Consider the following 13,194-nt stretch of genomic DNA (forward strand, 5'->3'; position numbering starts at 1 on the left):
GTTTCACCCGGGGGCGCGTCATCACCCGCGCCGCGGGTATGGCTGCCGCCCCGGGGGGGGGCGCCCCCCCCCCGGCCCCGTCCGGTGCCCCGCTCCCCTCCCGGGAGCGGGGCACCGGGTCAGCGGCCCGGACCGGCGCCGCTCACGGCACCGGGCGCAGGGTGACCGGGGCCGGGGTGAGGGCGCGCAGGACGAGGTCGATGTGCACCCTGGCGGCGCCCGCGCGGTGCAGGGCGGCGGCGATCGTCCGTAACTCCTCGGGGCCGGTACAGGCGAGGCGCAGTTCGAGGTCGGCCTCGCCGACCAGGGCCAGGCCGCTCTGGACGGCCGGGAACTCCGCCGCGAGGCGGTCGAAGTCAAGCGGGACGGGGCCGTGGCTGATCCGGACGATCGCGTGCAGGGAGCGGGCCGGCTGGGCCCGTCCCGCCGGAGCCGGACCGTCCGGGACGAGCTGGAGCGGGGCGGTCACCGGCGCTGGAGCCGGGCGGCCGGGGCCGGGGCGGCCGGGGTGAGCGGGGTGAGCGGGGGCGGGGTGAGCGGGGCGGCGGGCGGGGCGGTGACGGGCGGGGCGGTGACGGAGGGGGCGACCAGCCGCGGGTCCAGCACCAGGGTGTCGATCCCGAGCGGGGCGGTGAGGTCACGGAGGGCGGGCTCGCCGAGTTCGGCGTGGGCCTGGTCGGGCCCGAGGAGGGCGACCAGGGCCTCGGGGCTGGAGAATCCGACCGCGCAGCGGCGGCCGTCGCGCAGGCGGAACAGGCGGAGTGCGGTGGTGCTTCCGGTGCCGGAGGCGGTGACCGGAACGTGCCAGACGACGCGGGCCATGCGGATGCTCCCGAGTGGGGTGGTGGTGCCTGCCGTAACTACTGCCTCGACGCTAGGGCGGCCCGGCCCGGGGAGCGCCGGTCCTGACGCGCCGTTGACCGAATGGGGTCGTGCGTTGACGCACTCCTGACGTCCGACTCACCCGAGTGGACCAAACCACCGGTCGAGCGCTCCGCTTGCCGTGCGTGCCGACCCGGACCACCGTGGAGTTCGGCCCCCGGCGCGTCCTTCGCCGCACCCTGCGTCGAGCCCTGCGTCGAGCCCCCGCTCATGGCCCCCGGAGCGCCCCGCCGCGGGCGCCGCGGCGCCCGCCGACCGGACCCGTGCGGAAGCGGAACGCGACCGGAAACGGGGGGAGGTGGAGCCGGAGGCCCGTGACGAGATATCTTGACGTCAAGACGTTGGAGACGTGAAGCGGAGTACCGATGACTGACTCGACCATCATCTATACGCACACCGACGAGGCTCCGGCCCTGGCGACCTACTCGTTCCTGCCGGTTGTCCAGGCCTACGCCTCGACCGCGGGTGTGCGCGTGGAGACCCGCGACATCTCCCTGGCCGGGCGGATCATCGCGAGCTTCCCGGAGCGTCTGACCGAGGCGCAGCGGATCGGCGACGCGCTGGCCGAGCTGGGTGAGCTGGCCAAGGCCCCGAGCGCCAACATCATCAAGCTGCCGAACATCTCGGCCTCGGTGCCGCAGCTCAAGGCCGCCGTCGCCGAGCTGCAGGCCCAGGGCTACGCCCTGCCGGACTACCCGGACGACCCGCAGACCGACGAGGACAAGGACGTCCGCGCCCGCTACGACAAGGTCAAGGGCAGCGCTGTCAACCCGGTCCTGCGCGAGGGCAACTCGGACCGCCGCGCCCCGCAGTCGGTCAAGAACTACGCCAAGACCCACCCGCACCGCATGGGTGCCTGGACGGCCGACTCGAAGACCAACGTCGCCACCATGGGTGAGAACGACTTCCGGTCCACCGAGAAGTCCGCCGTGATCGCCGCCGACGGTGTGCTGCGCATCGAGCTGCTCGGCGAGGACGGCGCCACCACCGTGCTGCGCGAGAAGGTGCCGGTGCTGGCCGGCGAGGTCGTCGACGCCTCGGTGATGCGGGCCGCCGCCCTGAACGAGTTCCTGGCCGCGCAGGTCGCCCGCGCCAAGGCCGAGGGCGTGCTGTTCTCGGTGCACCTCAAGGCCACCATGATGAAGGTCTCCGACCCGATCATCTTCGGCCACGTGGTCCGCGCCTTCTTCCCGAAGACCTTCGCCAAGTACGGCGAGGTGCTGGTCGCCGCCGGTCTGAACCCGAACAACGGCCTCGGCGGCATCCTGGCCGGCCTCGACAACGTGCCGCACCTGGGCGCCGAGATCAAGGCCTCCTTCGAGGCCGAGCTGGCCGAGGGCCCGGCCCTGGCCATGGTCGACTCCGACAAGGGCATCACCAACCTGCACGTGCCGAGCGACGTCATCGTCGACGCCTCGATGCCGGCCATGATCCGCACCTCCGGCCACATGTGGGGCCCGGACGGCAAGGAGGCCGACACCCTCGCCGTGCTGCCGGACAGCAGCTACTCCGGCGTGTACCAGGCCGTCCTCGACGACTGCCGCGCCCACGGCGCCCTGGACCCGGCGACCATCGGCTCGGTGCCGAACGTCGGCCTGATGGCCCAGAAGGCCGAGGAGTACGGCTCGCACGACAAGACCTTCGAGATCGCCGCCGCGGGCACCGTCCGCCTGGTCGACGCCGAGGGCAACGTGGTGCTGGAGCAGTCCGTCCAGCCGGGCGACATCTTCCGCGCCTGCCAGACCAAGGACCTGCCGATCCAGGACTGGGTCAAGCTGGCCGTCACCCGCGCCCGCGCCACCGGCGTCCCGGCGGTGTTCTGGCTGGACGAGAACCGCGCCCACGACGCGGTGCTGATCGAGAAGGTCAAGCAGTACCTGCCGGAGCACGACACCACCGGTCTGCAGATCGAGATCAAGTCCCCGGTCGAGGCCACCACGTTCTCGCTGGAGCGCATCCGCCGCGGCGAGGACACCATCTCGGTGACCGGCAACGTGCTGCGCGACTACCTGACCGACCTGTTCCCGATCCTGGAGCTGGGCACCAGCGCCAAGATGCTGTCGGTCGTCCCGCTGATGGCGGGCGGCGGCCTCTTCGAGACCGGCGCCGGCGGCTCCGCCCCGAAGCACGTCCAGCAGCTGGTGAAGGAGAACTACCTGCGCTGGGACAGCCTGGGCGAGTTCTTCGCGCTGGCCGCCAGCTTCGAGCACCTGGCCACCACCACCGACAACGCCCGCGCCCAGGTGCTGGCCGACACCCTGGACCGCGCCACCGGCACCTTCCTCAACGAGGACAAGTCGCCGAGCCGCCGCCTCGGTGGCATCGACAACCGCGGCAGCCACTTCTACCTGGCCATGTACTGGGCCCAGGAGCTGGCCGGGCAGACCGCCGACGCCGAGCTGGCCGAGGCCTTCGCCGGCCTGGCCGCGACGCTGACCGAGCAGGAGTCGGCCATCGTGGACGAGCTGATCGCCGTCCAGGGCTCGCCGGTCGACCTCGGCGGCTACTACCAGCCGGACGCGGCCAAGGCCGCGGCCGTGATGCGCCCGTCCAAGACCTTCAACGAGGCGCTCGCCAACCTCGGCTGAACCTGGCCGAGCTGAGCTGACGAGAGGCCCCGGGTCCGCATCGGACCCGGGGCCTCTCGGCGTTCACGCCCGGTTCGCCGGTTCGCCGGTTCGCCGGATCGCCGGACCACCGGTTCGGCGTTCACGCCCGGACTGCGGTTCAGGCCCGGCCGAGCAGGGCGAGGGCGGTGCCGACGGCCTCGCGCAGCAGGAGGTACGGGCCGTGGGCCAGCGGGCCGTCCGCGCCGAGCACGGCGGCGGTGGCGCCCGCCCGGTGAGCGGCCAGCGCGGAGCGGACGGTGTGGAAGCCGTTGGTGACCACCGTGCAGCGGTAGCCGGGGCACTCGGCGGCCATCAGGGCGGCGCTGAACCGCAGGTTCTCGGCGGTGTTCACGGCCCGCTCCTCGCGTCGGATCCGCTCGGCCTGGACGCCCCGGGCGGTCAGGTAGCGGGCCATCGCGGCGGCCTCGGTGCACTCCTCGTGCGGGCCCTTCCCGCCGGTCACCAGGAGCAGTGGGGCGTACCCTGCGGCCTCCTCGGCGGCGAAACGTTCCAGCGCGGCGTCCAGCCGGGCCGCCAGCGGGGGAGCGGGCTCGCAGCCGTCCAGCGCGGCGCCCAGGACCACCAGGTAGTCGGAGCCGGCCGGCGCGGGCCGACGGCGCTGGTACAGCGCCACGCCGAGGAAGCCGAGCGGCCAGAGCAGGACGGACCCGCAGAGCAGGACGGCGACGAACAGCAGGACGTGCATATCCGTTCGAACGCCCGCGGCGGAACGACCGTTCCGGGGCCCGGTGGAACCCCTGTCCCGCGGCCGTTCCGGCCTCCCGCGGGCCCCTGCTCCGTGCGCGGCCGGAAACGGCGGAACCCCCGTTCCGGAGGCGGAACGGGGGTTCCCGGGAACAGGGGTTCCGCGGCGGGCGGCGGGCTCAGCCGACGTCGGCCGCCGGGGCGGCGCCGGTGACCGGGGCGGCCGGGGCCGTGCCCGGGCGCCGGTCACGCTTGTGCAAGGAGGCCAGGTAGGCGTTGTACGCCTCCAGCTCGGCGTCGCCGGTGCGCTCCTCGGAGCGGTCGCGGCGGCGGGCCTGCCGCTGCTCGGAGCCCATCCACTGGTAGACCAGCGCGATCAGCACGATCGCGGTCGGGATCTCGCCGAACGCCCAGGTGATGCCGCCGGCCAGCTTCTGGTCCTCCAGCAGGTTCGTCCCCGGTGGCGCGCTCTCCACGGTGAAGGTGGTGACCAGCGGGTGGGCGGCCATCATCACCGCCACGCCGAAGAAGGCGTGGAACGGCATCCCCATGAACAGCTCGATGATCCGCATCACATGGCCGGGGCGGTGCGGGCCCGGGTCCACGCCCATGATCGGCCAGAAGAAGGCCAGACCGGTGAGCAGGAAGTGCACCATCATGAAGATGTGCCCGAGGCGGTACTGCATCAGGAAGTCGAACAACGGGGTGAAGTAGACCCCGTACAGGCTCGCGATGAACATCGGGATGGTGAACGCCGGGTGCGAGACGATCCGGACGTACCGGCTGTGCAGCAGCGCCACCAGCAGCTCGCGCGGCCCGCGCGGACGGCCCTTGCCGGCAGGGCGCAGCGCCCGCAGCGCCAGCGTGATCGGGGCGCCGAGCAGCAGCAGGATCGGCGTCAGCATGGAGAGCACCATGTGCTGGATCATGTGCGCGCTGAACAGCACCATGCCGTAGTCGTTCAGCCCGGTGCAGGTGACCAGCAGCAGGCTGGCGACACCCATCGCCCAGCCCACCATCCGGCCGATCGGCCAGCGGTCGCCGCGCCGGTACAGCCGCACCACGCCCGCCGCGTACAGCCCCAGGAGGACCAGGCCGCCGAGCAGGAACACCCAGTCCGGCGACCAGGTCCAGACGTTGGACAAGGTGAACGGGCCTAGTCGGGTCATCCCGCCGTGGTGGTGCATGCCTGACATTCCGTCGCCCATCGGCGGGTCCCGCTTTCCGTCCTCGTGGTCCCCGGTGGGGGTCCGGTTCGCCCGTTTTGCTTGGTCTACAGCCTAGGTGGGCCTTACCTCGGGCCATCCCCCCACCCCCTCCGTACGGGTGCCTCCCCACGGGGGCGCCCGCTGGCTAGACTGACCGGCCGGTCGGCAGGGAGGCTCGGAGATGGCGACGGAACACGGATCCGCGGCGCACCCCGCGGTCGCACTGACCGGGGCGACCGGCTTCATCGGCTCCGGCGTGCTGGCGGCCCTCACGGCGCGCGGCGTCCCGGTGCGGGCACTGGCCCGCACACCGCCCCAGGACGCCGCTCCCGGCACTGCCTGGATACCGGGCGGCCTCGCCGACCCGGCCGCGCTCACGGAGCTCTGCACGGGCGCCGGGGCCCTGGTGCACCTCGCCTCCCGGGTCGACGGCGGCGCCGAGGAGTGCGAGGCGGTGAACGACCGGGGCACCGCCGCCCTGATGGCGGCCGCCACCCGCGCCGGGGTGCGGCGGATCGTCCACCTCTCCACGGCGGCGGTCTACGGCGAGGGCCCGCACACGGACGTCGAGGTGGACGAGGTGCCGCCCGCCCCGGTGTCCGAGGCCAGCCGCACCCGGCTGCTCGGCGAGCGCCACGCGCTCGCGGCCGGCGGGTACGTGCTGCGACCCGGACTGGTGACCGGCACCGGCGACCGCTGGGTGGTGCCCGCGCTGGCCGAGCTGGTCCGCCGGGTGCCGGTCCGCTGGGAGGGCGGCAGCGCCCGGCTCTCCATGGTGGACCGCGCCGACCTGGCCCGGCTGATCACCGCGCTCGCCCTGGACGAGCACGCCGCCCCGCCGGGCGTCCACCACGCCTCGCATCCCGGGCCGGTCCGTGGCGGCGACCTGCTCGCCGTCCTGGCCGCCCTCGGCCTGCTGCCCGCCCCGGACGGCCCGGCAGTCCCGTGGGAGGAGTGCCGCCGGCTGCTGGCCGCCGCCCCCGGCCGGGTCTCCGAGCGGCAGTTCGGCCTGATCGCCCGCGACCACTGGTACCGCAGCGAACGGATCTGGCGGCTCGCCGACTGCCCGCCCGGCCCCGGCCCGCTGGCCCGGCTCCCGGAGGCCGCCGGCTGGTACCGCGAGGCGCTCGGCCTGAGCGGGTCCTGACCGGCCGTCGGCCCGACGCCTGGAGGGCCGGGCCGACGAGGGCGTGGCGTGCGCCGTGTGAATGAACCGATCTTCCGGGGGAAGGACGGGTTCAGCCCGGACCGGGCCGATCTCGCCTGTCGGCCGGCGCGCCCGGAAGGCCACCCCGCCCGGTGTGGCACCGTCAGGCCGTGGCCTGCCCGGCGCCGGGACGCTGGTTCTTCGCGTCGACGACGGCCCGGGTGAGGATGGTCGTCCGCTCCACGACGGTGCCGGGCTTGACGCCGTTGAACTCCCGGACCTGCACGCCACGGCTGCCGAGGTACTGGTGGCTGTCCCGGTCGAAGATCCACTCCGATCGCTCGCCGGTCTGCGGGTCGAGTCGCGCCAACGCGATGCCGTCGCGGCCGGAGGCGTCCTGCGCGTGCTCGACCACGACGACGCCCGGGATCTTGCCGGCGGCCTCGTAGAGCGAGGCGGCGAGGCCGGAGGGGACGAGCTGCTCGCGGATGATGGAGCCGATCTCGTTGAACGCCTGCTGGTCGTGGTCACGGCTGCCGCTCACCGTCGAGTAGACGGACTTCAGGAACGCGTCGGGGTCGGCGGGTTGGGCCGCCAGCCACGCGTAGGACAGCTGCTTGCGGGGCTCGTTGTTGTCCAGCGTGATGCCGCCCTTGTCCTGGTAACCCGGCTCGTCCAGCCAGCCCTTGGTGCCGTCGGGGGACTTCCACACCTCGCGGTCGTGCAGCGGCTGGACCCAGGTGACGGACTCCCCGGTGTCCGCGTTGTTGCGGGTGGACATGAAGGAGACCTGGCTCTTGATGTAGATGTACTGGCCCGGTCCGGGCTGGGGTGTGGTGCGCGCCGTCGCGGCGGCGGCGATCGCGTGGACCGTCGAGGCGAGCTGGACGGTGCTCCCCTCCTCGATCTGTACGACGGGGGCCTTGACCGGCTTCGGGGAGGCAATGGTGCCGGCCGAGTTGCTCAGGGAGACGACCACGGCCAGGGCCGCGGCCGCGGCGACAGGCGCCGCGAAGAGGACGGTGCGGCGCAGCGGGCGCCGCACCGGGGACGCCGCGGAGGCGTGGTCGGGCCGGTGGATCTCGCTCATCAAGTGCTCCTCGAGCAGGTCCTGGCGGCTGGCCGCCAGTTGGGGATCGGCCGGCGCCGGCAGCAGACGGGCCAGTTCCGCGTGGTCGAGCGGTTCGGTGCGCCGCCGCGAGTTGCGGATCATCGGTGCGTCTCCTTGTGCGGCCGGGCCGCAGTGCTGCGGCTGTCCTGTACTTGTCCGGGGATCGGGAGCGGTTCCGTGTTCTTCTTCGCGGCGCGCAGTTCCTCGGCCGCGAGTTTGCGCAGTCGGGTGCGGGCGCGGGAGAGGCGCGAGCGTACGGTGCCGACGGGTACGCCGAGGGTGGCCGCCGCTTCCGCGTAGCCGAGCCCGGACCAGACGCAGAGGGCGAAGACCTCGCGTTCCGAGCGCCGCAGACGCCCCAAGGCCTTGTGGGCGGCCGCGAGTTGCTCGGAGTCGGCCATGCGGCCGACGAGTTCGTCGGCGAAGTCGGGGACCGGATCGGCCGCGGGCATGCGGGCCATGGCCGCGCTGTGGCGGCGGGCGGCGCGCGTCGTGTTGCGCAGCACGTTGACGGCGATGCCCATGAGCCAGGGGCGTGGACTGTCGCCCTCGTCGCGGAGTTTCCCGCGCAGGCGCCAGGCTTCGAGGAAGGTCAGCGAGACCACGTCCTCGGCGAGTGCCCAGTTTCCGGTCACGCGCACGGCGTGGCGGTACACCAACGAGGCGTGGTCCCGGAAGAGGTCGCGGAACGCTTCGGGGTTCCCGGCCCGGAGCCGGGAGTGCGGATGGTTCACGTCATGCCTTGTCCGAGCGGCAGCACCGGTTCCCGTGACACGGGTCACCACCCGCGGCCGGTACGAGCGTACGACCGCGGACCGAGGGGCTCGCGTTCCGGATCCCTGTGGGCTACTTCCTGGGGACGAGGGTGTTCTCGTTGGTGCGCCCGGCGGCGAAGTCGTCGATGTTGCGGGCGGTGGCATCGATGATCTGGCCGACGGCGGTGCGGGTGAAGTAGGCCTGGTGGCTGGTGACCAGGACCTGGGGGAAGGTGACGAGGCGGGCGAGGGTGTCGTCGGTGATGCCCTCGATGGAGCGGTCGGTGAAGAAGACGCCGGTCTCCTCCTCGTAGACGTCGAGGCCGACGCCGGAGAGGCGTCCGGCGCGCAGCGTTTCGACGAGGGCGGCGCTGTCGACGAGGCCGCCGCGGCTGGAGTTGATCAGGATGGCGTCGTCCTTCATCCGGGCGAGGGCGGCGCCGTCGACCAGGTGGTGGGTGGCCGGGAGCAGGGGGACGTGGAGGCTCACCAGGTCGGCGCGGGTGAGGAGTTCGGGCAGTTCGGTGTAGTGCATGCCGAGGTCGAGACAGGCGGGGTTGGGGGCGATGTCCCAGCCGAGGAGTTCGGTGCCGAAGCCGGCGGCGATGCGGGCGAAGCACTCGCCGATCTTGCCGGTGCCGATCACACCGACGGTCATGCCGTGGATGTCCCGGCCGAGCAGGCCGTCGAGGCGGAAGTCGAACTCGCGGGAGCGGTTGGCGGCCCGGGTGAGGCGGCGGTTGACGGCGAGTGCGAGGGCCCAGGCGTGTTCGGCAACCGAGTAAGGGCTGTAGTAGGAGACCCGGGAGACGGTGAGGCCGAGGTCGGCGGCGGCGTCGAGGTCGATGTTGTTGAAGCCGGTGGAGCGCTGGGCGATCAGTTCGGTGCCGCCCGCCGCCAGGGCGGCGAGGGTCTCGGCGTCCAGGACGGCGTTGACGCTGCTGCTGACGGCCGGGTAGCCGGCGGCGAGTGGGGCGGTGTCGCGGTTGAGGAACACGTCCAGGCAGCGCAGCCCGTGCCGGCCGGCGAAGGCCTGCTCCAGCAGCGGCCGCTCGTCGGCCTGTACGCCGTACGCGAGGATCTCCATGCCGGACACGCTAACGGCCGGGGCCCGCGGACGCCCGCCGGATGCGGCGGCCCGTCCCCGGGACGCGCCGAGGCCCCCGGACGGCGCGGTCCGGGGGCCTCGGGAGGGGCGGAGGGCGGTCAGATGACCGTCTCGGCCTCCAGGTAGCGGTCCTGCGGCACGGTCTTCAGTTCGGCGACCGCCTCGGCCAGCGGCACCAGGTTGATGTTGGTGCCCTGCAGCGCGGTGATGTGCCCGAAGGCGCCCTTGTGGACGGCCTCGACGGCGTGCCAGCCGAAGCGGGTGGCGAGCACCCGGTCGTAGGCGGTCGGGGTGCCGCCGCGCTGGGTGTGGCCGAGGATCACCGGGCGGGCCTCCTTGCCGAGGCGGTGCTCCAGTTCGCGGGAGAGCTGGGTGGCGATGCCGGTGAACCGCTCGTGGCCGTAGATGTCCTTGGTGCCCTCCTCCCAGTGCATGGTGCCTGGCTCGGGCTTGGCACCTTCGGCGCAGACCACGATGGCGAACTTCTTCTGGCGGTCGAAGCGCTCGCGGACGACATCGGTGAGCTTGTCGATGTGGAACGGGCGTTCCGGGACGACGATGGCGTGGGCGCCGGCCGCCATGCCCGCGTTCAGCGCGATCCAGCCGGTGTGCCGGCCCATGACCTCGACGACCATGACCCGCTGGTGGGACTCGGCGGTGGTCTTCAGCCGGTCCAGCGCCTCGGTGGCCACCGAGACGGCGGTGTCGAAGCCGAAGGTCACGTCGGTGGCGGCGATGTCGTTGTCGATGGTCTTCGGCACCCCGACGATCGGCAGGCCCGCGTCGCTCATCAGCTTGGCGGCCTTGAGGGTGCCCTCGCCGCCGATCGGGATGACCGCGTCGAGGCCGAGGTCGGAGCAGTACCGCTTGGCCCGCTCGACGCCGTCCCGCAGGTGGCTCGGCTGGACCCGGGAGGAACCGAGGATGGTGCCGCCCTGGGCCAGGATGCCGCTCACCGAATCCAGGGTCAGGGGGCGGTGGTGGCCCTCCAGGAATCCGCGCCACCCGTCCTCGAACCCGATGATCTCGTCGCCGTGGTCGACCACCCCCCGGTGGACCACGGAGCGGATCACCGCGTTCAGGCCGGGGCAGTCACCGCCGCTGGTCAGCACTCCAATACGCATTAGCTTTGCAACTCCCGAGCAGAACCGAGGAACGGCCGGACTACAGGCTGGGACGACGAGCCGTCACCGTAACGGGGCGCTCCCACGCCGCGGTGGCGGGGAGGTGGCCGTGGGGTGAAGGACCGGCCGATCCGGACAGAACGCCCGAAAGCGGCCGCGAAGTCGAGCATACGGCCCCTGGTCCGGCCGGGCAGGAGCCGACGCGGGAGCGGCGCCGTCGGCGCCCCCGCGCGGAATTGCAGCCTGCTGCCGAGGAGGGTGTGCAGTAGGCAGCCCCATTGTGGTACGTCCGGGGCCACCCGCGGACCGGGTGACCGCATGGCGGGCACCCGGCCGGGGCGTACCGGACGTACTACTGGGGGCGCGTCGCGGCCGCGATGCGCTCGGCGCGCAGCGCGTCGTACCAGGTGGTGTCGGCCGGCGGCAGGGCGTTGACGTCCAGCGCCAGCTTGAGCAGCATGTCGGCCACGGCGGGGTTGCGGGCCAGCACCGGGCCGTGCAGGTAGGTGCCGAACACGGTGTCCCGCCAGGCGCCCTCGGTGCCGTCCCCGGTGCCGTTGCCCCGGCCGACGGAGACGGTGGCGAAGGGCTGCACGCCCTGGCCGAGATGGGTGACGCCCTGGTGGTTCTCGAAGCCGGTCAGCTGCGGCAGGCCGAGCCGGGGGTCGACATCGGCGAGCACGTCGCCGACGCAGCGCTCGCCCTCGCCGCGGGCGGTCCAGACGTCGAGCAGGCCCAGGCCCGGCTCGCGCTCGCCGAGGTCGTTGATGAACTCGTGGCCCATGATCTGGAAGCCGGCGCAGACGCCGAAGATGATCGCGCCGTTCTCGGCGGCCCGCACCAGGCCGCTGTCGGCGCGCAGCCGCTCGGCGGCCAGGCGCTGCGGGCGGTCCTCGCCGCCGCCGATCAGGTAGATGTCACCGCTGGTGGGGATCGCCTGGTCGGAGCGGACGTCGATCCGGGTCACGTTGAGGTGGCGCTGGCGGGCCCGGCGCTCCACGACCAGGGCGTTGCCCCGGTCGCCGTAGGTGCTGAGCAGGTCCGGGTAGACCCAGACCACGCGCAGGCTGCTCTCACTCATCCTCGAAGGCCTTCCGTCACGTAAAGACTGGTGTGCGGGCGCGGCATCAGCCGGCCACGACCTTCCGCAGCTGCTGGAAGGCGGTGTAGTTGGCGATGGCCTCGATCCGGCCGGGCGGGGCCATCCGGACGGCCTGCTCCAGGGTGTCGACCACGTGGAACTGGAGTCCGGCGACCTCCAGGCGGACGGCCAGGTCCAGCTTGCGCTGGCCCATCACGAAGACCGGGTGCCCGGCGAGGCGCTCGTAGTCGACGTCCCACAGCCAGGAGGTGTCGGTGCCGTCGGCGTCGAGGGCGTTGACGGAGAGGATCACCGGGGCGGGCGGGCCGTCGATCAGCGAGAAGGTCTCCAGCCAGCCGGCCGGGTTCTTGGCCAGCAGCAGGCGGATGTCCCGGCCCTGGTACTGGACCACGTCGTAGCGGCCGGCCACGGCGGCCACCGAGCGCATCCGCTCCAGGGCGACCTGCGGGGCGACGCCGAAGACGGCGGCGACGGCGGCCGAGCTGGTGGCGTTGGCCAGGTTGGCCCGGCCGGGCAGCTGGAGCTGGATCGGCCAGGCGCCGCGCTGCGGGTCGATCACGTGGGTGCCCTGGAGCGCCCAGTGCGGGTTGGGCCGGCGGAAGCCGCAGTCCTGGCAGAACCAGTCGTCGCCGGGGCGCTGCATCACACCGCCGCAGGCGGGGCACGACCAGGCGTCCTCCTTCCAGGCCTGTCCGGCGGCCACCCAGACCACCTTCTTGCAGGAGGAGGCGGCCCAGGTCACCAGCGGGTCGTCGGCGTTGGCGATGACCACGGCCTCGGTGTTCTGGAGGCCCTCACGCCACTTCTCGGCCATCATCCGGGTCTCGGCGGCGCGGTCGAGCTGGTCGCGGGAGAGGTTGAGCAGGGCGATCGCCTTGGGGCGGGTGTCGCGGGCGACCATCGCCAGGTACTTCTCGTCGACCTCGATCACGCCGAAGCGGGCGTCCGTGCCGCCGGCCAGGGCGGAGGTGATGCCGGCGGGCATGTTGGCGCCGAGGGCGTTGGAGACCACCGGGCCGGCGGCGCGCAGCGCCTCGGCGATCAGGCGGGTCGTGGTGGTCTTGCCGTTGGTCGCGCTGACCAGGACGACGTCGAGGTGGTCGGCGAGGGTGGCGAGCAGGTCGGGGTCGAGCCTGAGGGCGACCTTGCCGCCGATCACCGAGCCGCTCCCGCGTCCGGCCTTGCGCGACACGGCGGCGGCGACCCGCCCGGCGGTCACCGCGATCTTCGCGCGGGCCGGCAGCGAGGCGTCGCGTGCGCCTGTGGGCTCCGATTCGGTGCCTGCCATGCTCAGTGGTTCCTCCTTGCTGCGGCACCGCTCGCGGCCGGATAACGGGCCGTCGGGCGGCGGGGACGGGGGTCAGCCTACCGACTCCGTCGCCCGGCCGGACGATCCGGACCCCGTGCCGCCTGCTGCGACGCGTTCGCGGGTGCGGCTGAGGG

12 protein-coding genes are annotated in these 13,194 nt (G+C 73.2%); 2 read left to right on the forward strand and 10 right to left on the reverse strand.

The features are described 5' to 3' along the window. Positions 1 to 142 precede the first annotated feature (142 nt). Both ACWGJO_RS02080 and ACWGJO_RS02085 read right to left on the reverse strand, forming a co-directional pair. Positions 143 to 469: a hypothetical protein gene (locus tag ACWGJO_RS02080; protein WP_452181716.1), complete on the reverse strand. Its 327-nt coding sequence runs from the start codon at positions 467 to 469 to the stop codon at positions 143 to 145. Next, a complete protein-coding gene (locus tag ACWGJO_RS02085) occupies positions 466 to 822 on the reverse strand; it encodes an SAV_915 family protein (protein ID WP_452181717.1) in 357 nt (118 codons plus the stop codon). Before ACWGJO_RS02085 ends, ACWGJO_RS02080 begins: the two co-directional genes overlap by 4 nt. A 425-nt stretch (positions 823 to 1,247) precedes the next feature. Between ACWGJO_RS02085 and ACWGJO_RS02090 the strand changes: the two genes are divergently transcribed. Beyond that, a complete protein-coding gene (locus ACWGJO_RS02090) occupies positions 1,248 to 3,470 on the forward strand; it encodes an NADP-dependent isocitrate dehydrogenase (protein WP_452181718.1) in 2,223 nt (740 codons plus the stop codon). 139 nt (positions 3,471 to 3,609) lie between these two features. Here ACWGJO_RS02090 and ACWGJO_RS02095 read toward each other — a convergent pair whose 3' ends face one another. After that, positions 3,610 to 4,197, reverse strand: coding sequence for a YdcF family protein (locus ACWGJO_RS02095; RefSeq protein ID WP_452181719.1), 588 nt, complete (start codon positions 4,195 to 4,197; stop codon positions 3,610 to 3,612). A 178-nt stretch (positions 4,198 to 4,375) separates the two neighbouring features. Further along, entirely contained in the window at positions 4,376 to 5,383 is a 1,008-nt protein-coding gene (locus tag ACWGJO_RS02100) for a cytochrome c oxidase assembly protein (RefSeq protein ID WP_452181720.1), read from the reverse strand. 202 nt (positions 5,384 to 5,585) lie between these two features. Here ACWGJO_RS02100 and ACWGJO_RS02105 point away from each other — a divergent pair, with 202 nt between their 5' ends. Beyond that, positions 5,586 to 6,551, forward strand: a complete 966-nt coding sequence (locus ACWGJO_RS02105; protein ID WP_452181721.1) for an NAD-dependent epimerase/dehydratase family protein — start codon at positions 5,586 to 5,588, stop codon at positions 6,549 to 6,551. A gap of 163 nt (positions 6,552 to 6,714) precedes the next feature. Here ACWGJO_RS02105 and ACWGJO_RS02110 read toward each other — a convergent pair whose 3' ends face one another. From ACWGJO_RS02110 to ACWGJO_RS02135, 6 genes are all read right to left on the reverse strand, one after another. Further along, positions 6,715 to 7,764, reverse strand: a complete 1,050-nt coding sequence (locus ACWGJO_RS02110; protein WP_452181722.1) for a CU044_5270 family protein — start codon at positions 7,762 to 7,764, stop codon at positions 6,715 to 6,717. Further along, positions 7,761 to 8,396 carry an RNA polymerase sigma factor gene (locus ACWGJO_RS02115; protein ID WP_452181723.1) on the reverse strand — a complete coding sequence of 212 codons (636 nt, stop codon included), beginning with the start codon at positions 8,394 to 8,396 and terminating at the stop codon, positions 7,761 to 7,763. Before ACWGJO_RS02115 ends, ACWGJO_RS02110 begins: the two co-directional genes overlap by 4 nt. A gap of 112 nt (positions 8,397 to 8,508) precedes the next feature. Then, positions 8,509 to 9,504: a 2-hydroxyacid dehydrogenase gene (locus tag ACWGJO_RS02120; protein WP_452181724.1), complete on the reverse strand. Its 996-nt coding sequence runs from the start codon at positions 9,502 to 9,504 to the stop codon at positions 8,509 to 8,511. Between the two features lie 119 nt (positions 9,505 to 9,623). Further along, positions 9,624 to 10,649: a 6-phosphofructokinase gene (locus ACWGJO_RS02125; RefSeq protein WP_359898455.1), complete on the reverse strand. Its 1,026-nt coding sequence runs from the start codon at positions 10,647 to 10,649 to the stop codon at positions 9,624 to 9,626. Between the two features lie 352 nt (positions 10,650 to 11,001). Then, the gene (locus ACWGJO_RS02130) at positions 11,002 to 11,730 is read right to left on the reverse strand and encodes a type 1 glutamine amidotransferase (protein WP_359898456.1); all 729 of its coding nucleotides are present in this window, start codon (positions 11,728 to 11,730) and stop codon (positions 11,002 to 11,004) included. Between the two features lie 46 nt (positions 11,731 to 11,776). Beyond that, positions 11,777 to 13,039, reverse strand: coding sequence for a MurT ligase domain-containing protein (locus ACWGJO_RS02135; protein ID WP_359898457.1), 1,263 nt, complete (start codon positions 13,037 to 13,039; stop codon positions 11,777 to 11,779). Positions 13,040 to 13,194: the final 155 nt, after the last annotated feature.

The organism is Kitasatospora sp. NPDC054795 (genome assembly GCF_053611565.1).

Coding starts and splice junctions, on each gene's coding strand:
- ACWGJO_RS02110 (WP_452181722.1), bottom strand. CDS start 7,764: ATGATCCGCAACTCGCGGCGGCGCACCGAACCGCTCGACCACGCGGAA.
- ACWGJO_RS02120 (WP_452181724.1), bottom strand. CDS start 9,504: ATGGAGATCCTCGCGTACGGCGTACAGGCCGACGAGCGGCCGCTGCTG.
- ACWGJO_RS02125 (WP_359898455.1), bottom strand. CDS start 10,649: ATGCGTATTGGAGTGCTGACCAGCGGCGGTGACTGCCCCGGCCTGAAC.
- ACWGJO_RS02085 (WP_452181717.1), bottom strand. CDS start 822: ATGGCCCGCGTCGTCTGGCACGTTCCGGTCACCGCCTCCGGCACCGGA.
- ACWGJO_RS02130 (WP_359898456.1), bottom strand. CDS start 11,730: ATGAGTGAGAGCAGCCTGCGCGTGGTCTGGGTCTACCCGGACCTGCTC.
- ACWGJO_RS02105 (WP_452181721.1), top strand. CDS start 5,586: ATGGCGACGGAACACGGATCCGCGGCGCACCCCGCGGTCGCACTGACC.
- ACWGJO_RS02100 (WP_452181720.1), bottom strand. CDS start 5,383: ATGCACCACCACGGCGGGATGACCCGACTAGGCCCGTTCACCTTGTCC.
- ACWGJO_RS02090 (WP_452181718.1), top strand. CDS start 1,248: ATGACTGACTCGACCATCATCTATACGCACACCGACGAGGCTCCGGCC.
- ACWGJO_RS02135 (WP_359898457.1), bottom strand. CDS start 13,039: ATGGCAGGCACCGAATCGGAGCCCACAGGCGCACGCGACGCCTCGCTG.
- ACWGJO_RS02095 (WP_452181719.1), bottom strand. CDS start 4,197: ATGCACGTCCTGCTGTTCGTCGCCGTCCTGCTCTGCGGGTCCGTCCTG.